Here is a 23,840-nt window from a genome sequence, read left to right on the forward strand (position 1 = left end):
GCTCATGTCGAAGAAGGACAAGGCGAAAAAGGCCAAGATCGGGAACAAGGTCTACGAGGCGGAGTTGTTCCGGTTGCAGACCGAACTCGTGAAGCTCCAGGAATGGGTCCGTGACAGCGGCACCCGCGTCGTGGTCATCTTCGAGGGGCGTGACGCTGCCGGCAAGGGCGGAACGATCAAGCGCATCACCGAGTATCTGAGCCCACGGATCGCACGGGTCGCCGCGCTCCCGGCGCCGACGGATCGTGAACGCGGACAGTGGTATTACCAGCGTTACGTCGCGCATCTGCCCGCGCCCGGCGAGATCGTCTTGTTCGACCGGTCCTGGTACAACCGCGCCGGCGTGGAGAAGGTCATGGGTTTCTGCACCCCCGAGGAGCACTCGCGGTTCCTGCGGCAGACCCCGATCTTCGAGCAGATGCTCATCGACGACGGCATCCTGCTGCGCAAGTACTGGTTCTCGGTGTCCGACGACGAACAGCTCAAGCGGTTCCGGTCACGCATGAACGACCCAGTGCGGCAATGGAAGCTGAGCCCGATGGATCTCGAGTCGGTGTACCGGTGGGAGGACTACTCGCGCGCCAAGGACGAGATGATGGTCCACACCGACACCGCGCTGAGTCCCTGGTACGTCGTCGAATCCGACGTGAAGAAGCATGCTCGCCTGAACATGATCTCGCATCTGCTGTCGACCATCGAGTACGCCGAGGTCCCCCGCCCCCGCGTGTCCCTGCCCAAGCATCCGATCGAGTCGGGCAACTATCACCGCCCGCCGCGCTCGCTGTCCAAGTACGTACCCGACCACGTGGCGACGCTGATCCGCACCGACCACTGATGTGGATCGGGTTCTGCGAGTTCGACTATCTGCTCGGTGACGTGCACTCGCTGAAACAGAAGCGGTCCGTGGTGCGACCGATCGTCGCCGACCTGCGCAAGCGGTACACGGTCTCGGCTGCCGAGGTCGGACACCTCGACGTCCATCGGCGAACCGTCATCGGGGTCAGTGCGGTGGCCGCCGACCGCGGACATGTCGTCGACGTGCTCGACGCCGTCGAACGTTCTGCGGCAGCCCATCCCGAAGTCGAGTTGCTGTCGGTGCGACGCCGGGTCGTCAGCTCGGAGGACTTCTGAGGTCGTCGACGACCCCGGCGGCAGCCGCGGCCCGGCGGTAGGCGGCCGCGAGGGACTCGACCGTCTCGTGCGCGTTCAGTCCGCTCGGGTTGGGGACCACCCAGAGTTCGGCCCCGTCCCACGTCTCGTCCTGCCGCCCCGGCACGGCATCGCGGCGCCCGAACGCGCTGCGATACGCGGTGATCCCGGCGACCGCGACAACCCGTGGGCGGATCTCACGAACCCGTTCGCGCAGGCGGCGTCCCCCCTTGCGGAACTCCTCGACGGTCAGTTCGGCGGCGGTCGCGGTGGCGCGTGGCACGACGTTGGTGATCCCCACGCCGCGGTCGAGCAGCATCGTCCGGTCGGCGTCGGACATGCCCGTCGATGCGTCGATCACGTGGTCGACGATGCCGGCCCGGGCGAGCGCCGGGTAGAACCGATTGCCGGGCCGGGCGAAATGCGCACCGGTGGCCGCGGTCCACAGGCCGGGGTTGATGCCGACGAACAGCAGCTTGCAGCCCTCGCCCACGAGGTCGTCGACGGTGCGGTCTCGGTAGGCGAGCAGGTCGGCCCGGGTGAATCCCATCAGGCACACCGGGTATCCGGCCGGGCGATGCGGGAACGCGTCAGGATGCCGTCTCCGCACCGTGTCGGGCCGACACGCAGAACTGGTTGCCGTCGGGGTCGGCGAGCGTCACCCACACGAAGCCGGGCATCTCACGATCGGCGATCCGGCTCGCGCCCGCCGCCACGAGTCGATCCACCTCCGTCTCGAGATCGTCGGTGGTCAGGTCGAGGTGGACGCGGTTCTTGCCGGGCGTGGGGTCCTCGACCTGCTGGAACGCGAACAGCGGCTCGCCCTCCCCGACCGCGACGACGATGAAGTAACCGTCGTTGTCCTCGACGATGCGGCCGCCGAGCTGCTCGGCCCACCACGTCGCCAGGGGCGCGGGCGCGAGTGCGTCGACGGTGATCATGCCCAGTGCGAGACTCATGCCTGCCAAGCTACTCCCGGCCACCGACATCCCCGGGCGGTCGCGGGCAGATCGTCGGCACGTTCGCCGCTAGCCGCCCGGAAGGACCCGATCACCACTTACACTCACGCTGATGCTCGAAATCTCCTATACGGTCTTGGGCGGCCTCGGGGCTCAGATCGGTTCCGACCCCGTCGAACTCGGCACGCGCAAGCAGCGGGCGACACTCGCCCAGCTGATCCTTGCCGAGGGTGTTCCGGTGCGCGCCGACAGTCTGATCGAGGGCATCTGGGGCGATTCGCCTCCGGAGCGCGCCGAGGTGTCGCTCCAGTCCTACATCTCGGGCCTGCGCAAAGTCCTCGAGCCGCATCGAAAGCCTCGGACTCCCTCCACGGTCCTGCTCACCCACGGGACGGGGTACAGCCTCCCGACGGCCGCCGACAACGTCGACGTGCGCCGGCTGACCGCCCGGGTCGGCGATGCTCGTGCATTGATGCAACAGGGCGACGCGGCGGGTGCCGCACCGCTGCTGCACCAGGTGCTCGCCGACTATCGTCCCCTGCTCCCCGAGTTCGAGGGCCTCGCCTTCCGGGACGAGGCCGCCGATCACCTCGACCGCATGCTGCAGGCGGCGCGGGAGATGTCCTTCGAGGCCCGCATGGCCGACGGCGACCACCGCCTGCTCGTCACCGAACTGGAGACCGAGGTCGAACGCGCGCCGCTCGACGAGGGCTTGTGGGTGCTGTTCGCCACCGCCCTCTACCGACTCGGCCGTCAGTCCGACGCACTCGGGGCGATCGCCACCGCCCGCCGGACCCTCGCCGAGGAGATCGGCGTCGACCCGGGACCCCGTCTCCGCACCCTCGAACGCGACATCCTCGACCACGCTCCGCATCTCGACGCCCCGGCCGCCACCGCCGCGGGCAAGGTGACGCTTGCGCCGGACGTCCCGGCACCGGGCCCGCGGACGTCGGCGCAGTCGATGACGGACGAATCGGTCGACGACGCCGACCTCGACGACGCCCCGTCGGTGGTCGGCCGGACCGACGAACTCGCCGCATTGCATCGGGCGGTGCTCGCCTCGATGACAGGACACGGCGGCGTGGTCGTGGTCGAGGGCGAGCCGGGCGCGGGTAAGACCGCGCTCATCGACGAAGCCGGCCGTCGGGCCGCGGGCGCCGCCGATCTCCGGGTGCTGTGGGGGCGCTGCGTCGACGACCCGGCCGCACCCTCGATGTGGCCGTGGGTGCAGATCCTCGGTGCGGTCCTCCCCCGGCTCGATCCCGCCGATCGGGAACGACTCCTCGACAGTTCACTCGGCCGGATGGTGACCGAGGGCGTCAACGTGATCCCGCCGCCCCGGCAGATGCCGGACGCGGCCGCTCGATTCCAGTTCTACGACCAGGCCGCCGATCTCCTCGAGGGGGTGGCCGCGACGTCGAAGCTGATCATCGTGCTCGACGATCTGCAGTGGGCCGACGGTGCGTCTCTGGAGTTGTTCGCGCACATGGCCGCCCGACGCACCGCGGGGGTCACGTTCTTCGCCTCGTTGCGTTCGCCGTCGAACCGGCCCGTCGTCGCCACCACCCTGGCGACGCTGGCCCGGTTGCCGGAGCATCGCCGCCTCCACGTCGGCCCGCTCGGCGGCGACGACATCTCCGAGCTCATCCGGCGCGAGACCCGGCAGTGGCCGGAGGTCGCCACCGTGTCGTCGATCCAGCGACGCACCGGAGGCAACGCCTTCTTCGTGCGCGAACTCGCCCGCATCCTGGCCGACCGGGGGTCCATCGCGGGCAGCGCCGTCCCGTCCGGCATCCGTGATGTGGTGCGCCAGCGACTGGTCGGCATGTCCGCGGCGACGACCGAACTACTCGAACTCGCGTCCCTCATCGGGACCCGCGTGGACCTGGTCCTGCTGGCGACCGCCGCGGAGCGCCCGGTGGACGAGGCGCTCGACCTCCTCGAACCCGCGGGCGAGGCGGGTGTCATCGATCTCGGACCGGAGGATCCGTTCGGATTCGGCTTCAGTCACGACATCATCCGGGAGGCGATCGCGGACGGCATCGCCGCCATGCGCGCACGGCGACTGCATCTCGCGATCGCCGACGCCCTCGCCGGCAACTCCTCGCCGCATGCCGTGGCGAGAGTCGCGCGGCATCTGTGGTCCGCCGGGCCGCTGGCCGACCGTGAGCGCACCACGACCGCCCTCCTCGCGGCGGGAAACATCGCGCTGCGCACCTACGATTTCGACGGGGCGCGCCGGCATCTCGGGGATGCGGCGACGCTCGCCCGCGCGACCGGCGACCAGCAGGCGGAGCTCGTCGCGATCACCACCCAACTGGCCGGAGACGTCGCGGCGCACGGGTACTTCGCCGCCGATCCCGAGCTGCAGGACCGCGCCCGTGTACTCGCCTCCGCCCTCGGCGACGCCCGGCTCCTCGCCACCCTCGACTACGCCCGCTGCGCGGCCCACATCCAGATCGCGGATGCACACACCGGTCACCGTCTCGCGGAGGATCTGCGTCGGCGCGCCGAGAGATCTGACGACCCGGTCGTCACCCATCTGGGCATGCACGCCGCCGGGATCGACGAGTTCACACGCGGCAATTTCGGTGCGGCGCACCGCATCTTGGAGGACTATGCGCCGATCGACGTCGTCGTCGACGGTCTCCGCGACGATCAGCTCGCGATGGCCCGCGGCTTCCGGGCCTGGGCGGCGACCGTGCATCGCGGTGTCGACGCCGGCCGGGACCTCTTCGCCGCGATGGCCGATGCCCATCCCGATCCACGGTCCCGGCTCGCCATGGCCATCTTCGCCGTCGGCGCGGCGTCGATGCTCGGCGACACGAGGTGGGTTCTGGACGCGGGCCCGGCCATCACGTCCGACGGCGTCGGACCCCTCGCCTACCTCCGTCGCGGCGGAGAACGCATGTACTGGTGGGCGCGCGCCCTCACCGGCGACCTCGACGACGCCCTGGAGCACATCGACCGACTGGGTGCCGACGAGGTCGGTATGGAGGATCACCCGCGGACGGGTGAGGGCTACTGGCTGGGTCTGCACGCCGAGGTCCTCGTCGTCGCCGGCAAGCTCACCGACGCCGCCACACTGCTCGACCGGGCCGACGACTTCGCCGACCGCACCGGTGAACGTTATGCCGACGCCCACCGCCTCCTCGTCCGCGCACGTTACGAGTACGCCAACGGGCGTCCGGCGTCCGTGGTCGGCGCCACGCTGGCGACCGCGCGCGACACCGCCCGCGCGCAGGAGGCGGACGGGTTGATCCGACGGATCGACTCACTGGCCACGACCTGGGGTCTGACGTCCCCGACCTGAGTCGCCAAGTCCGCCTCAAGTCGCCTTCAAGCGCCGTCGGCGACCCTGGTCAGGACTCCGGCGTCGTCCGGAGCCCGACGAATTCCGCCGGATCGTTCCGGCCGCGACCGAGGACCTGCCGATGCCCGCAACACCCGCCTCCTCCCTGCCCGAGCACGCCGAGCGCCTCACCGTCCGGACCCGTACCTCGGTCCTCGCGCAACTACGCGACCGGATCGCCGGCGACGTCTTCGGCCCCGGCGATGCCGGCTACCTCGACGCGCGATCCGGCTTCAACCGGCTCGACGTGCACCGCCCGGCCGTGATCGCCGTGCCCGACAATCATTTCGACGTGGTCGAGGCGGTCCGCTTCGCCGTCGAGGAAGATCTACGCGTCGCCGTCCAGGCGACCGGTCACGGCACGGGGAGACCGGCCGACGGCGGACTGCTGATCGCCACCTCCCGGCTCTCGTCGGTGAGCGTCGACCCCGTCACCCGGACCGCCCGGGTCGGCGCCGGCGCCCCATGGCAGACGGTCGTCGACGCGGCGGCGCCGTACGGTCTCGCGCCACTGATGGGCTCGGCCGGCGGGGTCGGGGCGGTCGGTTACACGCTCGGGGGCGGTTTCGGCTGGCTCGGTCGACGCCACGGCCTCTCGTCGGACCGCGTGCTCTCGTTCGACCTGGTGACTCCGGACGGGACGCCGATCCGGGTCACCGACACCAGTTTCCCGCACCTCTTCTGGGCGTTGCGCGGCGCCGGCGCCGGCGGTCTCGGTGTCGTGACGTCCATGGAGATCGCGCTCGTCGAGGTGTCGACCGTATACGCCGGCAACCTCTTCTATCCGGCCGCCGACGCCGAGGAGATCATCCGCCGGTTCCGCGACTGGGCCCCCGCCCAGTCCGAGGAGCTGACGTCCGCGGTCGCGATTCTCAACCTCCCGCCCACGGACGACGTCCCGGCGCCGCTACGCGGCCGGAGCTTCGCCGTCGTGCGGGGCTGCTGGTCCGGGGACCTCGACGCCGGTCGCGCGGTCGTCGACGAATGGCGCGAGTGGCGGACGCCGGTCGTCGACATGTGGGGTGCGCTGCCGTTCGCGGCGATCGACGCCGTCAGCATGGATCCGACCGAGCCGATGCCGGTGATGGTCACCACCGAATGGTTCGACGATCTCCCCGACGAGGCCGTCGACATCGTCGCCGCGCGGGTCCGGCCGGCACCGGCGTCGGCGCCGCTCATCGTGTGCGGCGAGATCCGCCACGCCGGTGGAGCGATCGCTCGCAGCGCGGACAACGCGCCCAACGATCGGGGGCGACAGGGCCGGTTCCTTCTCGAACTCGTTGCGGCGGTAGCCGATCCGCACGTCGCATTGGCCGTCGAGTCGACGTTGCGGGTGACCCGCGCCGAGCTCGAGCCCTACGTGACCGGCGCCGCCTACCTCAACTTCACCTCGGGCTCCGAACGCGTCGCCCGGGCCGCGGACGCGTTCAGCGCGGACAACCGTCGCCGGCTCGCCGAGATCAAGGCCGCCCTCGACCCGGCGAATCGCTTCTGTCACGGCGACCTGTGATCGGCCGATCGAACAGCGCACTTGCCCCGGGTGGCCGAATGTGGACTGATGGTCGGCATGTCTGAACCGTCCGGACCCCGGCACGATCGCACCCCAGACGACCGGCCCCTGCTCGTCGTGGACGCCGCCAACGTCGTGGGTTCGGTGCCCGACGGGTGGTGGCGCGATCGCCGCGGAGCCACCGAGCGGTTGCGGACGCGTCTCGACTCCGTCGCCGTCGGCGGACTCGAAGGACTGCCGGGGCCACTCGAGGTGGTGCTGGTCGTCGAGGGTCGGGCCCGCGGTGTCGTGGCGAGCGAACAGGTCCGAATCGTCGACGCGCCGGGTTCGGGGGACGACACGATAATCGGCGTCGTCGCGGATTCGGATCCGCGTCGCGAGCGCATCGTGGTCACCGCCGACCGTGAATTGCGGGCCAGAGTCGCGCAACTCGGCGCCCAGACGATCGGCCCCGCCGCCATCCCGAGATGACCGGGTCCGGAATCGACCGTCGTCTTGACGTCCGATTTCTCCGTTCTGGTGGCGGTGGGATGCCGCCCGCCCGATAATCCTCAGAGTGTCGGGGACTGCCGACAACGGGAGGATTCCATGACCGAAGTCGATGTCCTGATCGCCGGCGCCGGCCCCATCGGCTTGACCGCCGCCATCGAGCTGCGCAGGCGCGGAGTTCGCGTGCGGATCGTCGATCCGCTCCTCGAACCCCCGCAGTACGCCAAGGCGGTCGGAATCCAACCGCGGACGCTCGAGGTCTTCGAGAGCATGGGCGTCGTGGGACAGGTGCTCGACGCCGGGCTCGAGATGCGCGGACAACTCGTCTACGTCAACGGAAGTCAGGTCTCGCGGGTCGATCTGTCGACGCCACCCGACGTGCCCTACCGATTCCACCTGCTCCCCCAGTACGCGACCGAGCGCATCCTCCGTGAGCGCCTGACCGATCTGGGTACCGAGATCGACCGGGGCACCGCCGTGTCCGCGTTCGACCAGGACGCGGACGGGGTGACCGTGACCCTGACGGGTCCGCGCGGGGACACCACCATCCGTGCGGGCTATCTGCTCGGCGCGGACGGCGCCCACAGCGTGGTGCGCAAGGGACTCGGACTGTCCTTCGAAGGGGCCGCCTTCACCGAGCAGTACATGCTCGGCGACGTCGTGGCGGACTGGTCGATGCCCCAGGGGTACGCGATCCGCTCGATGCACCAGACCGCGGACGGCACGACCGACGACCAGCTGGTGTGCATCCCCCTTCCCGGCCGCGGCCGCTACCGGATGTCGATGCTCGTCCCCGACGAACTCGCGGTCGCACCGACCACCGGCGGAGACGGTGTGGCGCACGGTTTCGAGGGAACCCGGGCGCCGGAACTGTCCCACATCCAGGCCGTGGTCGACCGCCTCGCACCGGAACCCGCGACGGTGTCGAACCTGCGCTGGTCCTCGGTGTTCCGGATCAGTCACCGCATCGTCGATTCCTACGGTCGTGGACGCGTGTTCGTCGCCGGCGACGCCGCCCACATCCACCCGCCCACGGGTGCGCAGGGGATGAACACCGGCGTGCAGGATGCACACAACCTCGCCTGGAAGCTCGCCCTCGCCGTCGCGGGTGTCGGCTCCGACGGGCTGCTCGACAGCTACGACCTCGAACGTCGGCCCGTCGGCGAGGAGGTCGTGGGACGCACGGTCCGGGACGCCCGCGAAGGCATCGGCACCGATTCCAACGACTTGGACTTCATCATGCGGCGCGAGGGCCAATTGCTGATCTCCTACGCCGACAGTCCGCTCGTCGCCGGGTCGGCGGTACCCACGGCGCCGGCCGCGCCGCGTGCCGGTGAACGCGCACCGGATGCCGCCGGCCTCAGCCGCGATTCCGTCAATTTCCCGCTGCGACTGTTCGACGTGATCGGCGGCGTCGACCATTCGCTCGTCCTGTACGCCGACCCCACCGCCGGCGCCGACGAGGTCGCGGTGCTCGAATCACTCGCCGACGAGATGTCGGCGAAAGCGCACGGCCACATCGACATTCATGTGATCGCCGCGCCGACCGCGCAGGTCGGCAGCACCGAACTACCGCTGCTCCGGGACACCGACGGCCGCTTCGCCGATGGCTACCGCCCCGACGGTTCGACGGTGTTCGTCATCCGGCCCGACGGGTATGTCGGGTACCGCGGGCCGACCACCGACGGCAAGGCCGCGCTGCGTCATCTCGAGGGCACCTTCGGGTAGCGGCGGCACCTCGTACCGGCGCGCGGCCGTGTCGTTCGATCTCTGTCCGGCCGGGGCCACCGGCCGCGCACGCCGTAACCTTGGGGATCGTGACCAGCAGACCGGCACCCAACCGCCCCCTGTTCCGGGCCGCGGGCGTGCTCGCCGACCGCATCGGCACCTCGGTCCGGCAGCGCTCCGCCGAATCACGTCTCGGCCGCGCGATGGGTGCCGGCGAGGTGATCTACCTGGTGGCGCCGGCCGGCCACCCGAACTACGGCGACGAACTGATCGCGAGAACCTGGTTGCGGCACCTGACCCGGGTGCGTCCGAATGCCACGATCGTGCTGGACTGCCACAGCCCGGGCACGGCCACGACGCTGCTGCGCGATGCCCACCCGAACATGCTCGTCGTCGACACCCTGTGGCAATTGACCACTTACGCCGCGGACGCCGAACAACCCGCGCCCTGGGAGTGGGTCGGCGCCGCCGCCCTCGACTCCGGTCTGGCGCCGCGACTGACCGCCGGGATCGACCTCCTGGAGTCGGCGACCACCATCCACCTCCTGGGCGGCGGCTACCTCAATACCGTGTGGCCACACCATGTCTCGTTGTTCGTCGCAGCTGCTGCGGTGGCCCGGCGCTCCGGGGCGCGCCTCGCCGCGACGGGTCAGGGACTCGTTCCCGCGCTGCAGGGCGCCGCGTGGGCGGCGTTGACCGAGGCGTTCGCCGCATTCGACGTCGTGGACGTGCGCGACACCGCGTCGTACGACGTACTCGACGGCATCATCGGCGCACGTCATTCCGGGGACGACGCGTGGCTGACCCTCCACCGGCCCCGGCCTCCGCTGTATCGAGAGATGGACACACCGGCCGAGAACGGCGTCGTGCTGTGCCTGCAGTCCGACCTCACCGAGAAGTTCGCCGGACCGCGGGCGACCGGCGTCGAGGCCCTGGCCGACTTCGTGCGGGCAACGCTCGACTCCTGGGACGTGCCCGGTTCGGCGGTCACCGTCGTCGAGGGAATCCCGGGACACGATTACGAGGTTCCCTACCGGCTCGGCACACGTCTGGCCGGTGCCACCGTGCGCACCTTCCGCGACGTCTGGAACGACGGGTTGCCCGCCGGTCACCACAACACCTGGATCAGCACGCGGTTCCACCCGCACCTGATGGCCGCGGCCGCGGGCGATCCCGGGATCGCGGTCGCGGCGATGCCGGGTTACTACACCACCAAACATTGGTCACTGGTCGAGGCCGGCTCGGACTGGACGGTGGTGGATTCCGGTACGTCCGTCCCGGACCGGCCGTACGGGCGGGGTTTCGACCCGGTGGCGCGGGAGCGGGCCGTCGCCGCGAAGCTCGCCACGGCCGTCGACATCTACCCGGTCTCGCCGGCGCTGGCGCACCGCATCTGACATACCCGCCCCGGACGTTGTCCCATTTGCGCCAAGTCGCCTCGGTGCGCCGACCTGCCGTTAGAGTGACCACATGAGCCGAAACCCCGTGCGCGCCACGGCCCTCCTCCGCATGGTGACGATCGGCGCAGCGGCCGTACTCGGCCTCGTCGCATGCTCACCCTCGGAGACGGCATCCGGTGCGGGATCGTCGAGTGCAGCGCCCGGCTCGGGTCAGACGACCTCGGTGCCGGCCGACACCGCGGCGGCGTTCCAGAAGGCGATCGACGACACCCGGGCCGCCGGGAATCTCCCCGGCGTCATCGCCCGGGTCATCTCACCGGCCGGAACCTGGACGGGGACGTCCGGGGTCCGGGCGGCCGGCGGGGACGATCCCATCCAGGCGGCGGATCACACCCGCATCGGCTCGCTCACCAAGACGATGACGGCCACCCTGCTGCTGCAGCTCGTCCAGGAGGGCCGCGTCTCGCTCGACGACCGCATCGACAGGTTCGTCCCGGACGCCCCGAACGGCAGCGCGACGTTGCGCCAGGTCGCCGACATGACCAGCGGCATCCCGTCGTACACCGCGTCCGAGTCCTTCGACCGGAAGTTCTTCGCCGACCCCGAATCCGTCTGGACGCCCACCGAACTGGTGGACACCGCGAAGGCGCTGCCACCCAGCTTTCCGCCGGGGCAGGGCTGGGAGTACTCCAACACTAATTACGTCCTGCTGGGCCTGGTCATCGAGAAGGTGCTCGCGAAACCCATCGGCGAGGTCTTCGCCGACCGGATCTTCACGCCCCTGGGCATGGACGAGTCCTCGTGGCCCGGCGGGTCGGTCGAGATCCCCGACCCACATCTCGACGGCCTCACCGACCAGGGCCAGCCCGACGGGCAGACGGTCGACTCGACGCGCTGGAATCCGTCCTTCGCGTCCACCGCCGGTGCCGTCATCTCGACCGTCGACGACCTGCAGACCTGGGGTGAGGCCTTGTTCACCGGGCAGGGCGTCCTGAATCCGGCGACCCAGCAACTGCGCCGGGACTCGATTCTCACCTCGCCGCCACCGAACACCGCCACCTCCGGATACGGCATCGGTATCGGCAACCGCGACGGATGGTGGGGTCACGACGGGGATTTCCCCGGATACAACACCTCGTTGTTCCACAACTACGATTCGGACACGACGATCATCATCGTGATCAACACCGACGACGCGATGACAGTCGACGGCAAGTCGACGACCCCGGTCAGCGCCGTCCAGGCCGGCCTCATCGCCGCGCTGCCCTGAGACCCCGGTCCCGGCGTAAGGTCGGCGCATGGCCAGAACAGTCGCGAAAGCCGATGGTGTCGACCGTGCCGAACTGCTGGAGTTCATCCGGCGGCGCCACCACATGATCCTCAGCACCGTCCGCTCCAACGGCAGCCCGCAGATGTCGCCGGTCACCGGTGGGGTCGACGAGCAGGGCCGCATCGTCATCTCGACCTATCCCGGCCGGGCGAAGGCGGCGAACCTCCGGCACACGCCGGTGGCCAGTGTCGTGGTGCTCTCCGACGACTTCAACGGCGCCTGGGTCCAGGTCGACGGTGATGCCGAGGTCCTCGACATGCCCGAGGCCGAGGACGCGCTCGTCGACTACTTCCGCAGCATCTCCGGTGAGCACCCCGATTGGGACGAGTACCGAGCGGCGATGCGAACACAGGGCAAGTCGCTGATCCGCATCACGCCGACGAGGTGGGGTCCGGTGGCCACCGGCGGATTCCCCGCCGAGGTCGCGGCCCGGCTCGACGCGCAGGACCGATGAGCGCACCGGCCCGCCGGACGGACCCGATCGGTTGACCACCGGCGCCGACATCGAGATCCGCGGGTTGACGAAAAGCTATGACGGACACCGCGTTCTCGACGGCATCGATCTCGAGATACCCGCCGGCAGCGTGACCGCCCTGCTGGGGCCGAACGGTTCCGGCAAGACCACGACCGTCGGCATCGCGTCGACCCTGTTCCCCGCCGACTCGGGGACGGTGACGATCGCCGGGTACGACACGGTCGCGCAGGCGCATGCGGTGCGCGCGATGATCGGTGTCACCGGCCAGTCGGTCGCGGTCGACGAATTGTTCAGCGGGCGCGACAATCTGGTGCTCATGGCCGACCTACGACGGCTGGGCCGACGCAACGGACAGGCCCGCGCCCAGGAGTTGATCGAGCAGTTCGATCTGATCGCGGCCGCCGACTGCGCGGTGTCGACCTACTCCGGCGGCATGCGTCGGCGCCTCGATCTCGCCATGACTCTGGTGTCCATTCCGCGAGTGATCTTCCTCGACGAACCGACCACGGGTCTCGACCCCAGAAGTCGACGGATGCTGTGGGAGACCATCTCCCGGCTCGCCGCCGAAGGCGTCACGATCTTCCTCACCACGCAGTACCTCGAGGAGGCCGACCAGCTCGCCGACCGCATCGCCGTCCTGGACCACGGCCACATCGTGGCCGAGGGCACCGCCGCCGAACTGAAGAGCCGGGTGCACGACTCCGACGTGCGCCTGACCTTCGCCGACCGCGACTCCTTCGACAAGGCGGCATCGCTTCTGCCGGATGCGCGTCCGGTTCCCGAAGCACGACGCCTCGACATCGCGACCGACGACACCGTCACCACTGTCCGGACCACCTTGAACCAGCTGGAGGCCGCCGGCATCACGGTCACCGACGTCGGTGTCCACGCCCCGACCCTCGACGATGTGTTCTTCGCGCTCACCGGCAATCCCGCTTCCGCGGCCGCCGATGCCGACACCGGCGAACCCGGTGCCACCGACCCGGATCCGTCCGGAGCCGCCTCATGACGACCCTGGCACACACGGTGTCGGATTCGCGGGTCATGGTCCGCCGCAACGTTCGGCGGCTCATCAAGTTCCCGGTGCTCACCGTGATGCTGGTCGGCATCCCGGTGGTCTTCCTGCTGCTGTTCGTCTTCGTGTTCGGGGGCCAGCTCGGCGCCGGGATGACCACGCAGTCCGGCGACAGCGGGCGGGCCGCCTACCTCGACTATGTGGTGCCCGGGATCGTGCTGGTCACTGTCGCGTCGGCGGTTCAGGGCACCGCCATCGTCGTTGCCATGGACATGACCTCGGGGATCATCAACCGCTTCCGCACCATGGACATCGCTCGCTCCGCTGTCCTCACCGGTCACGTACTCGCCAGCCTCCTGCAGGCGCTGTTCAGCATCGTCGTGGTCCTCGCCGTCGCGGTCGGTATCGGATTCCGGCCGTCGGCCGGTCCGCTCGACTGGCTGGGCGCGTTCGGCGTGACTTCCGTGTTCTCCGTCGCGCTGATCTGGCTCTCGGTCTACCTCGGGCTGGCGGCCAAGAGCGTCGAGACCGCCAGCAACACACCGATGTTCCTCACGATCCTGCCGTTCCTCAGTACGGGGTTTGTCCCGGCCGAATCCCTACCCACCGGGTTGCGGCAGTTCGCCGAGTACCAGCCCTTCACCCCCGTCATCGAGGTCCTGCGCGGAACCCTCACCGACGCTCCGGTCCACACCGCGAGTGTTGTCGCCTCGCTCGCCTGGAGTCTCGCCATCGGCGGGGCCGCATTCTTTCTCGCGCTGCGAACCTATGAGCGGCGACGCATTCCCGGATAGTGTCGAGGGCGTGCCCGAGAAGGTGGACTTCAAGAAGACGCTGGACTCGTACAAGGCGCGGCGCGGCCAGTTCCGCATTCTCGACGTTCCGGCCATGCGCTACTTGATGATCGACGGATCGGGCGACCCCAACTCGACACCACAGTTCGCGGCGTCGATCGAGACGCTGTATCCGGTTGCGTACAAGCTGAAGTTCGCAAGCAGTCGTGAACTCGGCCGTGACTACGTCGTCCCGCCACTCGAGGGGCTCTGGTGGGCCGACGACATGAGCACCTTCACCGGCGCCCGGGACAAGGGCCGCTGGAGGTGGACGCTCATGCTGATGGTTCCCGACTGGATCGGCGAGGATCTGCTCGACGCCGCTGTTCTCGAGGCCGGCGCGACGAAGCCGCCGCCGCGTCTCGCCGATCTACGCACGGAGTCGTTGGACGAGGGATCGTGCGTTCAGACGCTGCACCACGGGCCCTTCGACGACGAGGGGCCGGTGCTGGCCGAGATGCACGATCGGTTCATACCCGACAACGGCTTACGCATGTCGGGCCGTCACCATGAGATCTACTTCAGCGACTTCCGCCGAGTAGCTCCGGAGAAACTTCGGACCCTGCTGCGTCAACCGGTCGAGTCCTCCATCATCCCGTAGCGAAAGATGGTTCATCGCAGGGTATCTCGTTACGAAGTCCCGCCGGCCGGCGTCCATCCGAGTGCCGGTCCGAGCTGCCCGGCGAGATCACCCACGATCTGCAGGTAGTCCGGCTCGTCGAAGGAGAACGGCAACGCGAAGGCCACCTCGGTGGCGCGTTGGAATCCCGCGTGCTCATACAGTCTCTCGGCGAGTTCATCGGACGGTCCGACGAGGTCCGGCGAGAACAGGAGGCCCCGCGGGCCCTGCGGGGTGAGCGTGCGCTCGAACCGACTGTCGGCATACGCCCGGTACTTGCGGATCTGGTCCGCGGTCGCGGAATCCGTGGGGATCACCACGAGCCCTTGGGACACGCGCGCACGGTCGGGGTTAACGTGATGGGCACGGTAGGCGTCGATGTGTTCGGCCTGGATGGTCGCGAAGTCGCGCGACTCCGTGCCCTCGGTGGTCACCACCGAGGACGTCAGATAGTTGATGCCTTGCCGGCCCGCCCAGATCGCCGAGCTCAATCCACCTCCGTACCAGACCCGATCGGCGAGACCCGGCGAATGCGGTTGCACCCGTCGGGAGAACGTCTCTATCCCGACGGTGCCCTCGAAGTCGCTGACGGGTTCGCCCCGCAGGTTGTCCAGGAGCCTCACCACCCGGTCCTTCGAGAAGTTCTCGAGCGCATGGGTTTCGGGATACAGCGCGGTCTTGAAGTCGTCGTAGCGCATCGGCACACCGACGGAGACCCCCGGGTTGAGCCGTCCCCCGCTGAGGATGTCGACCGTCGCCAGGTCTTCGGCCAGCCGCAGCGGATTCTCCAGACCGAGCGGGATCACCGCGGTACCGAGCTCGATGCGACTGGTGCGCACCGCCGCGGCCGCCAGCAGGGCCACCGGCGAGGAGATGCCGTACTGCAGATGCCGGTTGCGCACCCACACGCTGTCGAAGCCGAGTTGTTCGGCCAGCTCGATCATCCGCAGCGTCTCGAGGTGGCCGGGGCGCGGGTCGTCACCGTCGAAGCGTCCGATCGTCAGAAATCCGAGCTTCTGGAGGGGTTCACCGCGTCGTGGCATGCAATCGATTTTCACACCGTCTGGCAGCGGAGACATGTCGGCGAATCAGGGTGGGTCGAATTCTTCGGTGGCCACGCCGGCGCGCGCCGCGTCTATAGTCGGGGCACACCGCCGCCGACCGAACGGATCGCCATGCCGCCCACTGTCGCGGAGAGGATCGTCGAGGCACTCGAGCGCGCCGGAGTCCGGCACGTCCACGGGTTGCCCGGTGATTCACTCAACGGTTTCACCGATGCCCTGCGGAGAAACGACACCATCTCGTGGCGACATGTGCGACACGAGGAGTCGGCGGCGTTCGCCGCGTCCGCCGAAGCCGCGCTCACCGGTGAACTCGCGGTGTGCGTGGGAAGTTGCGGGCCCGGCAACCTGCACCTGATCAACGGACTGTTCGACGCACACCGCAGTCGTGTCCCGGTTCTCGCGATCGCCGCGCACATCCCGGCGACGGAGATCGGCACCGGCTACTTCCAGGAGACCCACCCCGAGCAGCTGTTCCGGGAATGCAGCGCCTTCTGCGAGATGGTCGGCACGCCCGACCAGATGCCGCGCCTGCTCGACATCGCCCTGCGCACAGCGGTCGAGAAACAGGACGTCGCGGTCCTCGTCATCCCGGGTGAGACCTTCCTGGCGCCGTGCCCGAAACGACGCGCCGGCGCCCCCATCCGCCGTATCCCCCGCGTCACCCGGCCCACCGATGCCGAGATCGACCGCGCCGCAGACACTCTCAACGCCTCCGAGCGCGTGACGATTCTCGCCGGGGCGGGGGTGCAGGGGTCTCACGACGAGGTCGTCGAGCTCGCCCGTGCCCTGCAGGCCCCCGTCGTGCACGCGTTGCGGGGCAAGGAATTCATCGAGTACGACAACCCCTACGACGTGGGAATGACCGGGCTGCTCGGCTTCTCGTCCGGATACCGGGCGATCGAGAAGTGCGACACACTGCTCATGCTGGGCACCGACTTCCCCTATGAACAGTTCTATCCGTCGAAGGCGACCATCATCCAGGTCGACATCCGTGGCGAGCAGATCGGTCGACGCTGCCCCGTCGACCTGCCACTCGTCGGCGATGTCGGCGACACCGCCCGCGCGCTCCTGCCGAAGATCTCCACCGGCCGCGACTCCGAACACCTGTCGACCTCGTTGGCCCACTACGCCACGGCACGGCGCCGCCTCGACGACCTCGCCGACAACGACCGCAACCGGGCACCGATCCACCCGCAGTACCTGACTCGCCTGATCAGCGAGAAAGCCGACCGCGACGCGGTGTTCATCCCCGACGTCGGCTCACCGGTGGTGTGGGCGGCGCGCTACCTCGAGATGAACGGGGCCCGTCGCCTGATCGGCTCGTTCACCCACGGCTCGATGGCCAATGCCGTGTCCCAGGCGATCGGCGCACAGACCGCCTTCCCGGACCGCCAGATCGTTGCGCTCGCCGGCGACGGCGGGCTCGCGATGCTGCTCGGCGAGCTGCTGACCATCACGCAGAACAACCTGCCGGTGAAGATCGTCGTCTTCGACAACTCGTCGCTGAACTTCGTCGAGGTCGAGATGAAGGCGGCCGGATTCGTCAACTACGGAACCGATCTGGAGAATCCGGACTTCGCCGCGCTGGCGGAGTCGCTCGGTATCCACGGTCGGCGCGTCGAGCGGCCGGACGACCTGGCCGGTGCGGTCGACGAGTTCCTCGCCCACGATGGTCCGGCGCTGCTCGATGTCGTCACCGCTCGCCAGGAGCTGTCCATCCCGCCGACGATCACCGCCGCCCAGGCCAAGGGCTTCACGCTGTACGCGCTCCGCACCGTACTGTCCGGACGCGGCGACGAACTGGTCGACCTCGCCGAGACCAATCTCTTCCGGCGGCTGTTCGACTAGGCGTTTCGGTCCGCAGCCACCTGCAGGCCGAGAATCGCTTCGGTGACACCGGCTGTCCAGGTGGACGGGTCGACGTGGTGCACGGCCGACTCGCCCGCATAAGCGCTCGATATGACGACGTCCGGGGCGAGTGTGGCCAGCAGTTCGAGGCTCCCCGCGAGCTGGTCGGGGTCACTGATGCCCGGGAGATACCCGGCGGTCCACCGCCCCGACTCGCTGCGATAGAGGGTGTCCCCGGTGAACAGGTAGCGGTCGCCGTCGGCGCCGTGCACCAGGTAGCTCGTGCTACCCGGGGAATGGCCGGGTGTCGGGATCACCTCGACCCCGTTGCCGTCCGTGTGCCGGTCCGCGAGCCCCACCCCGATCCGCGCGTAGCGGCCGATCCGGTCCGCTTCGGCGAAAGGAGCGTGCAGTGTCGTCCCGAATCGTCCGTGGATCGCTGCCAGCAGCGGCCCGGCCTCATCCTGATGCGACAGATATTGCTCGTCGATCCCGCCCAGGCGGTAGAGCTCATCGAACTCGGAATCCGACGCAACCGAGTAGAAGAGGACGTTTCGAGCCGACCTCCACAGGTAGGCATGCGTGGTCAGTCCCGGGAACGGGTTGTCGGAGCTGGTCTCCCATAAGTCGGCGAATACGCGGCGCATCGATACCTCCACGAGTTGGTTGGATGTCCCACCACGGTGCAACTTCGAGTTCACTTGAAGTCAAGACTCCGTCGCCGACTGGTCAGCGGAGCACCGCGGGTGATACACATCTAGGAATCCGTCTCACGTCAGGAGTCCTGTGTCCACCTCGCTGTCACCCGATACTCCTGCCTTCCCGGCGGCGGTCGCCTACGAGTCCGCGATGACCAACCGGCGTCTGCGAGGCGTCGGGGGGCTGGTACGGCAGTTCACCCGCAAAGACCTCTTCCCGGAGCCGGAGAACCTCCGCACCTTCGCCGAGGACATGTTCCGCACCGATCCCGTGGCCGAACGTTTCGTCGACGAGGTCTACGGCACGCTGGGCGGCGAGGCGGCCCGGGCCCTGCTCGATCAGGCACTCACCGACGGCCTGGACAGCATCGACGATCCCCCGCCGGCACTGGTCGACCTGTTCGAGGAATTCGAGACGGTGCCCGACTGGGTCGACCCCGAGCTGATCGCGGAGGGCGAGGCCATCTGGCGCCGGTGGGGTACCGGGCTGTTCAGCGTCGCCGGCGGGATCACCCTGGAGATGTACACCGAGGCCGCGGTCGCGAAACCGCTCTCGCTGGCCGGGGGCTATGCGGGCGACAACGCTCTGCGCCGTTTCCTGGAGACGTCGCGTTTCTGGATCGATGTCTCGCACCCGGGCGCGTTGCTGACGCCGGGGTCGCAGGGTCGTGCGACGGCGATGCGGGTACGCATCATGCACGTGTGGGTCCGGCGCACCGTCGCCGAACACCCGGAATGGGACCGCCAACGCTGGGGCGACCCGATCAGTCAGTCCTACCAACTACTGACCCTGCTGGGCGGCAGCGTGGTGCCCGCGATGGCGCTGTGGCTGACCGGAATACAGACGACACCCCGCGAGATCCGCGTCCTGCTGCACTATCAGCGCTACCTCGGCCACCTACTCGGGGTGCGCACGCAGTGGTATCCGGAAACGATCGCCGACTCGTTGCGATTGCTGGCCTTCGTCACGTCCACCCGCACCTACGACGCCGGGGCCGACGGCGCAGAGCTCATCGAGTCGTTCCCGGCCGCGTTCGCGAAGCGCGGGTCGACCGGCTTGCAGCGGTTGCGCGGCACATACAACGCGGCGATGTACGCGGCGTACTCGAGCATCTACATGCTGCCCACGACGCGGCTGCGCTACCGGATGCCCAGTCCGGTTCCGGGGATGCTCGTCATCGTGCTCCGACTACCGGTGGTGATCGTCGTCGAAACCACCCGTCGACTCTCACCTCGATTCCGTCGACTTCACGAGAAGTGGATGTGCCGCCATCGGGAGAACTGGCACGACTGGCAGACCTCGGGTCGCCCGGCCGAGTACGCCCACGGGAAAGGTCTCCGGCGCTGACCGCGGTGTCGGAGAGTTACTCCGGAGTTGGACTCGAATGCGCACACCGTTAGCGTGTTCGGGGTGACGCACACCCCGACGACCACCGCCACGACCACCGACGATCCCTCCGGGATCGGATCCCGCGTCGGCCACTACTACGTGCTCGACGGCTCGTATCAGGTCGGCCGCGAGAAGGTGCGTGAGTACGCACGCGCGGTCCAGGACTACCACGGCGCCCACTGGGAGCCCGAAGCCGCAGCCGCCCTTGGCTATTCCGGTCTCGTCGCGCCGCTCACCTTCACCTCCATCCCGGCGATGGCGGCGAACCGGGAGCTGTTCGAGAAGGTCATCGTCGGATACGACACCTACGTCCAGACCGAGCAGGTCTTCGAGCAGCACCGCCCGATCGTCGCCGGCGACGAGCTGACGACGGACGTGGAGCTGACGAGTGTCCGTCGGATCGCGGGCAAAGACCTGATCACCGTGACCAACACCATGACCGATGCCTCAGGCGAGCGTGTGCACACCATGCACACGACGGTCGTCGGGGTCACCGCCGACGAGGTCGACCCCGAGTTAAGCAGTGCGGTCCGCAAGGTGATGATGCACGACGTCAACATCTTCAGCCACGACGAAGCGGCGGAACGATACGTGCGGACGGTCCGTCCCGACGCTGACGTCCGCACCGCTGACGACAGCGGGCGGACATCGGGCGCACGGAACTTCGACGAGCTGAACGTCGGCGACGAACTGCCTCTGCACACGATCAGGTTGTCGCGCGGCGATCTGGTCAACTACGGCGGTGTCGCGGGCGACGCGAACCCCATCCATTGGGACGAGACGAGCGCAAAACTGGCCGGCCTGCCTGATGTCATCGCGCACGGCATGCTGACCATGGGGCTCGGGGCCGCTTTCGTGTCGTCGTGGTCGGGCGACCCGGGTGCCGTCACCCGCTACGCGGTGCGCCTGTCCCAGCCCGCTGTCGTGTCCGGCGCCGAGGGCGGCGAGATCGAGTACAGCGGGCGGATCAAGTCGCTCGATCCGGCGACCCGGACGGGCGTCGTGATCGTGGTGGCCAAGTCGGGCGGCCGCAAGATCTTCGGTCTCGCCACACTGAATATCCGCTTCTCGTGACCCCGGGGGTCAGTACTCCCCTTTGATGACGAAGTACGACCCGCGGATCACGCCGGCGAGTTTCGATCTCTGACGCGCGAACTTGAACTTCGACTCCAACTCGGCCGGGACGTCCATGCCGTCCGAGAGCTTGAACCCGACGGCACGCTTCCCACCGGGATCGATGCTGTACATGACGTTCACCGCGAGGGCCGGACTCGTAGAACACGTACGACATGTGCAGCCTTCCGTCGTCCGGGCCCACCTCGAAGTCGCTGACCTCGAGCGCGGGTGAGGCGATGGTGATGTCGCGCTCGTCGGCCAGGATCGCGGTCACCCGGTCGAGGATTTCGGGCGCGTCCGACGCCGGGACGACGGTGAAGTCGTGCCCGTACTTCGTCTTGTAGTACCGGGCCTCGTTTGCCCGGAGTCCCGCCAGCGCCTCCGCAACCGGTGAACTCTCGAGTCCCGCGGTGGAGACCTGCTTGAAGTCGATCACGTCACCCATGACCCTCCCTCCGGCAGGTTGCCTCAGACAGCGTAAAGCCCCCGACCGCGGTCGGGGGCTTTATCGATGCAGCGCGACGCTCACTCCAGGACGAACACCGGGATCTGCCGATCGGTCTTCGTCTGGTACTCGGCGTAGGGCGGGAAGGCGGCGACGGCCAGCTCCCACCAGTGATCGCGCTCCTCGCCGTCACTCAGCTCGCGCGCGGTCAATTCCTTCACCTCGGTACCGTCCTGCGCGGTGACCTGGGGGTTCGCCTTCACGTTGTGGTACCACGCCGGATGCTCGGGCGCGCCGCCCTTCGAGGCGACCATGAGGTACTTGCCGTTCTCCTCCACGCGCATCAGCGGGACGTAGCGCTTCTTGCCCGACTTCGCGCCGGTCGTGGTGAACAGGACGATCGGACGGTCCATCACGGTCACACCGTCGGTCGTGCCCTGCTCCAGGATCTTCTCGGTCTGCTCGCGGACCCAGCCTTCAGGACTCAACTCTGCTTTAGCACTCATGGTGGGCTGAACACCACAGCTCGGCCGGGTATTCCCCGCAGCGCCGTCTGTGTCGTGACTCTCCGATACTGTGTGGCCGGACCTGACCTCGACCGTGAGATCTCACCGATGACCACACCATGCCGTGCTCTCGTACCGACGCCGGTCGGCACCGTGGCCGTCGACAGCAATGGATCGGCCGTCGTGCGCGTGGCCTGGCGAGTGACCACCGACGTACCGACCGATGACGAGACCATCGATCCCGTTCTCGCAGAGGCGATTCGACAGATCCGCGCCTATTTCGCCGGTGACCTGACCGAGTTCGACCTGCCTGTCGATCTCGATCGGATGTCGGACGCCGCCCGGGCGGTCCTGTCGACGCTGCACCGGACGGTCGCCCACGGCGACACGGTCACCTACGGCGAACTCGCGGCGATGAGCGGCACGCGGGTCTCTGCGCGCGGCGTCGGCACGATCATGGGGATCAACCCCCTGCCGTTGATCATCCCGTGTCATCGCGTCGTCGCCGGCGACGGACTCGGCGGCTACTCGGGCGGCGCGGACGGTCAGGGTCTGGCGACCAAACGCTGGCTGCTCGAGTTCGAGGGCGCTCTCCCGCCGACACTGTTCTGATCAGGAGCCCAGCCGACTATGCCGACCCTGAGATCGATGTCGCATGCGACATCAATCCGTCTACGCGACCTCGATCGAAGTCGCATCAGCGGACCGATGTCGCACGCGACGTGAGTTCGTGATCCGGCACCCTCGAGCGTCGAGCGTCATGTGCGCGACGCCCCGGACAGATGTTCGACGACCAGCGACTGCAGCCTCGGAGCATCCGAGCCGAGCCACAACGACAGGTGCGTTCCCTCGTCGACGGCTTCGAGGCGAGCATCGGGCAGCGTCTGCGCGGCATGGACACTCTGATCGAACGGGACGTCGGCGTCGGTTCGGGAGTGTATCGCCAGCACGGGTGCGGTCACCTCCGCGAGCGGTAGGTCGAGTTCGCGAAATTGGTCGAAGTCATTGTCGAAACCAGCTTTTCGCGACCCCGACACGGTGTCGAACAGATCGATCGCCAGCGTGCGCTGGTCGTCATCGGCGATGATCTCCGCGGTGAGCGCCCTGATCTGTACACGCGACAGGTCTCCCTCACCGGACAGGAGTGTCGAGATGGCCGTGGACGGCGCCTTCGACGCGACCGTGGTCGCCAGCCACTGACCGAAACGACTGAAGAGAAGCTTCTCCTCGGACAGTTCGAGTCGTCCACGCAGGCTGCTCCGCGGATCGAAGCGGGTGCTGACCGCGGCGACCGCGACGATCGCGGACACCCGCTCGGGTACGGAAGCCGCCAACGAGTAGGCGACGGGCCCGCCACCGGACCAGCACATCAGCCCGAAACGATCGATCCCCACCGAGTCCAGCACCGCCCTGACCAGTTCCGCCTGCGCGGCCGGACGTCGTGTGTCGCCGCCCAGGGGCGTACCCAGGTAGCCCGGTCGAGAGACCGCGATGACGCGATGCGCCCCGGCCAGGAAGCGCGTCATCAGGACCCCCTGGTCGCAGCCACCCGGGGACCCGTGCACGAACACCAGCGGCGGCCCGGACCCGACGTCGACATATTCGACCGGCCCGGTCGGCGTCTCGACGAGGCGCGGTTCCGTCGAGTGACTGTCCGAGTGAGCGAGCCCCATGGATGTACCTCCTCCGACGACCGTGGTGCGACGGTAACGCCGGCGCAGCGCCCGCGCGGCACAACGCGGTGAAACGGTGCGAACGGGTGAACCCCGAACGCGGCCGCACCTGAGTCATCCCGCCTATTTCGAGACACTTTTTGCGATTATCAAGACTCTTATACGTCGATTGCGAGATCGTCTCGAAACACCGGCGCGTCTTTTGAGTCTGTCTCGATACTTCTGAGATACGCTGTCGCGG

Annotated in this window: 22 protein-coding genes and 1 pseudogene; 16 read left to right on the forward strand and 7 right to left on the reverse strand. The window is 68.5% G+C overall.

The window, feature by feature from the left end; genetic code table 11:
* Positions 1-4: 4 nt before the first annotated feature.
* Both ppk2 and GR168_RS13340 read left to right on the forward strand, forming a co-directional pair.
* The gene (gene ppk2, locus GR168_RS13335; protein ID WP_058253227.1) at positions 5-835 is read left to right on the forward strand and encodes a polyphosphate kinase 2; all 831 of its coding nucleotides are present in this window, start codon (positions 5-7) and stop codon (positions 833-835) included.
* Complete coding sequence (locus GR168_RS13340) at positions 835-1,131, forward strand: DUF503 domain-containing protein (RefSeq protein WP_058253180.1); 297 nt, start codon at positions 835-837, stop codon at positions 1,129-1,131. Before ppk2 ends, GR168_RS13340 begins: the two co-directional genes overlap by 1 nt.
* On the opposite strand, the gene GR168_RS13345 is transcribed toward GR168_RS13340, so the two are convergent.
* Positions 1,112-1,699: a mismatch-specific DNA-glycosylase gene (locus tag GR168_RS13345; protein WP_159370944.1), complete on the reverse strand. Its 588-nt coding sequence runs from the start codon at positions 1,697-1,699 to the stop codon at positions 1,112-1,114. The two genes, GR168_RS13340 and GR168_RS13345, sit on opposite strands and share 20 nt — an antisense overlap.
* Before the next feature lie 40 nt (positions 1,700-1,739).
* Entirely contained in the window at positions 1,740-2,108 is a 369-nt protein-coding gene (locus tag GR168_RS13350) for a VOC family protein (protein WP_159370945.1), read from the reverse strand.
* Between the two features lie 112 nt (positions 2,109-2,220).
* Here GR168_RS13350 and GR168_RS13355 point away from each other — a divergent pair, with 112 nt between their 5' ends.
* The 10 genes from GR168_RS13355 (at position 2,221) to GR168_RS13400 (ending at position 14,841) form a co-directional block, all read left to right on the forward strand.
* A complete protein-coding gene (locus tag GR168_RS13355) occupies positions 2,221-5,421 on the forward strand; it encodes a BTAD domain-containing putative transcriptional regulator (RefSeq protein WP_159370946.1) in 3,201 nt (1,066 codons plus the stop codon).
* A 121-nt stretch (positions 5,422-5,542) separates the two neighbouring features.
* Positions 5,543-6,970, forward strand: a complete 1,428-nt coding sequence (locus tag GR168_RS13360; RefSeq protein WP_159370947.1) for an FAD-binding oxidoreductase — start codon at positions 5,543-5,545, stop codon at positions 6,968-6,970.
* 57 nt (positions 6,971-7,027) lie between these two features.
* A complete protein-coding gene (locus tag GR168_RS13365) occupies positions 7,028-7,441 on the forward strand; it encodes a hypothetical protein (RefSeq protein WP_159370948.1) in 414 nt (137 codons plus the stop codon).
* A 117-nt stretch (positions 7,442-7,558) separates the two neighbouring features.
* Entirely contained in the window at positions 7,559-9,187 is a 1,629-nt protein-coding gene (locus GR168_RS13370) for an FAD-dependent monooxygenase (protein ID WP_159370949.1), read from the forward strand.
* 89 nt (positions 9,188-9,276) lie between these two features.
* Positions 9,277-10,584, forward strand: a complete 1,308-nt coding sequence (locus GR168_RS13375; RefSeq protein ID WP_159370950.1) for a polysaccharide pyruvyl transferase family protein — start codon at positions 9,277-9,279, stop codon at positions 10,582-10,584.
* 73 nt (positions 10,585-10,657) lie between these two features.
* Positions 10,658-11,857 carry a serine hydrolase domain-containing protein gene (locus GR168_RS13380; protein WP_203235854.1) on the forward strand — a complete coding sequence of 400 codons (1,200 nt, stop codon included), beginning with the start codon at positions 10,658-10,660 and terminating at the stop codon, positions 11,855-11,857.
* Between the two features lie 28 nt (positions 11,858-11,885).
* Positions 11,886-12,371, forward strand: coding sequence for a PPOX class F420-dependent oxidoreductase (locus tag GR168_RS13385; protein ID WP_159370951.1), 486 nt, complete (start codon positions 11,886-11,888; stop codon positions 12,369-12,371).
* 31 nt (positions 12,372-12,402) lie between these two features.
* Positions 12,403-13,401, forward strand: coding sequence for an ATP-binding cassette domain-containing protein (locus GR168_RS13390; protein WP_159370952.1), 999 nt, complete (start codon positions 12,403-12,405; stop codon positions 13,399-13,401).
* Entirely contained in the window at positions 13,398-14,201 is an 804-nt protein-coding gene (locus GR168_RS13395) for an ABC transporter permease (RefSeq protein ID WP_159370953.1), read from the forward strand. The genes GR168_RS13390 and GR168_RS13395 overlap by 4 nt, the downstream gene beginning before the upstream one ends.
* Before the next feature lie 10 nt (positions 14,202-14,211).
* Entirely contained in the window at positions 14,212-14,841 is a 630-nt protein-coding gene (locus GR168_RS13400) for a GyrI-like domain-containing protein (protein ID WP_058253223.1), read from the forward strand.
* A gap of 29 nt (positions 14,842-14,870) precedes the next feature.
* On the opposite strand, the gene GR168_RS13405 is transcribed toward GR168_RS13400, so the two are convergent.
* Entirely contained in the window at positions 14,871-15,902 is a 1,032-nt protein-coding gene (locus tag GR168_RS13405; RefSeq protein ID WP_159370954.1) for an LLM class flavin-dependent oxidoreductase, read from the reverse strand.
* Positions 15,903-16,034: 132 nt separating this feature from the next.
* Here GR168_RS13405 and poxB point away from each other — a divergent pair, with 132 nt between their 5' ends.
* Positions 16,035-17,771, forward strand: a complete 1,737-nt coding sequence (gene poxB, locus GR168_RS13410) for a ubiquinone-dependent pyruvate dehydrogenase (protein WP_159371928.1) — start codon at positions 16,035-16,037, stop codon at positions 17,769-17,771.
* Here poxB and GR168_RS13415 read toward each other — a convergent pair.
* The gene (locus tag GR168_RS13415) at positions 17,768-18,418 is read right to left on the reverse strand and encodes an MBL fold metallo-hydrolase (protein WP_159370955.1); all 651 of its coding nucleotides are present in this window, start codon (positions 18,416-18,418) and stop codon (positions 17,768-17,770) included. The two genes, poxB and GR168_RS13415, sit on opposite strands and share 4 nt — an antisense overlap.
* 139 nt (positions 18,419-18,557) lie before the next feature.
* Between GR168_RS13415 and GR168_RS13420 the strand changes: the two genes are divergently transcribed.
* Together GR168_RS13420 and GR168_RS13425 are read left to right on the forward strand one after the other, a co-directional pair.
* Complete coding sequence (locus GR168_RS13420; RefSeq protein ID WP_159370956.1) at positions 18,558-19,817, forward strand: oxygenase MpaB family protein; 1,260 nt, start codon at positions 18,558-18,560, stop codon at positions 19,815-19,817.
* 63 nt (positions 19,818-19,880) lie between these two features.
* Complete coding sequence (locus GR168_RS13425) at positions 19,881-20,933, forward strand: fused (3R)-hydroxyacyl-ACP dehydratase subunits HadA/HadB (protein ID WP_137810029.1); 1,053 nt, start codon at positions 19,881-19,883, stop codon at positions 20,931-20,933.
* A 9-nt stretch (positions 20,934-20,942) separates the two neighbouring features.
* Here the strand turns inward: GR168_RS13425 and GR168_RS24265 are convergent.
* Both GR168_RS24265 and GR168_RS13435 read right to left on the reverse strand, forming a co-directional pair.
* A pseudogene (locus GR168_RS24265) lies at positions 20,943-21,420 on the reverse strand (phage tail protein).
* A gap of 80 nt (positions 21,421-21,500) precedes the next feature.
* A complete protein-coding gene (locus GR168_RS13435; protein WP_058253168.1) occupies positions 21,501-21,926 on the reverse strand; it encodes a nitroreductase family deazaflavin-dependent oxidoreductase in 426 nt (141 codons plus the stop codon).
* Between the two features lie 108 nt (positions 21,927-22,034).
* Between GR168_RS13435 and GR168_RS13440 the strand changes: the two genes are divergently transcribed.
* Positions 22,035-22,538 carry a methylated-DNA--[protein]-cysteine S-methyltransferase gene (locus GR168_RS13440; RefSeq protein WP_068972186.1) on the forward strand — a complete coding sequence of 168 codons (504 nt, stop codon included), beginning with the start codon at positions 22,035-22,037 and terminating at the stop codon, positions 22,536-22,538.
* 146 nt (positions 22,539-22,684) lie between these two features.
* Here GR168_RS13440 and GR168_RS13445 read toward each other — a convergent pair whose 3' ends face one another.
* On the reverse strand, positions 22,685-23,599 hold the full coding sequence (locus GR168_RS13445) for an alpha/beta hydrolase (protein WP_159370957.1): 915 nt from the start codon (positions 23,597-23,599) through the stop codon (positions 22,685-22,687).
* Positions 23,600-23,840: the final 241 nt, after the last annotated feature.

The sequence above is a fragment of the Gordonia sp. JH63 genome, from assembly GCF_009856645.1.
GTDB classification, from domain to species: Bacteria; Actinomycetota; Actinomycetes; order Mycobacteriales; family Mycobacteriaceae; genus Gordonia; species Gordonia hongkongensis.

Coding starts and splice junctions, on each gene's coding strand:
- GR168_RS13355 (WP_159370946.1), top strand. CDS start 2,221: ATGCTCGAAATCTCCTATACGGTCTTGGGCGGCCTCGGGGCTCAGATC.
- GR168_RS13395 (WP_159370953.1), top strand. CDS start 13,398: ATGACGACCCTGGCACACACGGTGTCGGATTCGCGGGTCATGGTCCGC.
- GR168_RS13365 (WP_159370948.1), top strand. CDS start 7,028: ATGTCTGAACCGTCCGGACCCCGGCACGATCGCACCCCAGACGACCGG.
- poxB (WP_159371928.1), top strand. CDS start 16,035: ATGCCGCCCACTGTCGCGGAGAGGATCGTCGAGGCACTCGAGCGCGCC.
- GR168_RS13440 (WP_068972186.1), top strand. CDS start 22,035: ATGACCACACCATGCCGTGCTCTCGTACCGACGCCGGTCGGCACCGTG.
- GR168_RS13380 (WP_203235854.1), top strand. CDS start 10,658: ATGAGCCGAAACCCCGTGCGCGCCACGGCCCTCCTCCGCATGGTGACG.
- GR168_RS13405 (WP_159370954.1), bottom strand. CDS start 15,902: ATGCCACGACGCGGTGAACCCCTCCAGAAGCTCGGATTTCTGACGATC.
- GR168_RS13340 (WP_058253180.1), top strand. CDS start 835: ATGTGGATCGGGTTCTGCGAGTTCGACTATCTGCTCGGTGACGTGCAC.
- GR168_RS13435 (WP_058253168.1), bottom strand. CDS start 21,926: ATGAGTGCTAAAGCAGAGTTGAGTCCTGAAGGCTGGGTCCGCGAGCAG.
- GR168_RS13360 (WP_159370947.1), top strand. CDS start 5,543: ATGCCCGCAACACCCGCCTCCTCCCTGCCCGAGCACGCCGAGCGCCTC.
- GR168_RS13370 (WP_159370949.1), top strand. CDS start 7,559: ATGACCGAAGTCGATGTCCTGATCGCCGGCGCCGGCCCCATCGGCTTG.
- ppk2 (WP_058253227.1), top strand. CDS start 5: ATGTCGAAGAAGGACAAGGCGAAAAAGGCCAAGATCGGGAACAAGGTC.
- GR168_RS13445 (WP_159370957.1), bottom strand. CDS start 23,599: ATGGGGCTCGCTCACTCGGACAGTCACTCGACGGAACCGCGCCTCGTC.
- GR168_RS13345 (WP_159370944.1), bottom strand. CDS start 1,699: ATGGGATTCACCCGGGCCGACCTGCTCGCCTACCGAGACCGCACCGTC.
- GR168_RS13385 (WP_159370951.1), top strand. CDS start 11,886: ATGGCCAGAACAGTCGCGAAAGCCGATGGTGTCGACCGTGCCGAACTG.
- GR168_RS13350 (WP_159370945.1), bottom strand. CDS start 2,108: ATGAGTCTCGCACTGGGCATGATCACCGTCGACGCACTCGCGCCCGCG.
- GR168_RS13415 (WP_159370955.1), bottom strand. CDS start 18,418: ATGCGCCGCGTATTCGCCGACTTATGGGAGACCAGCTCCGACAACCCG.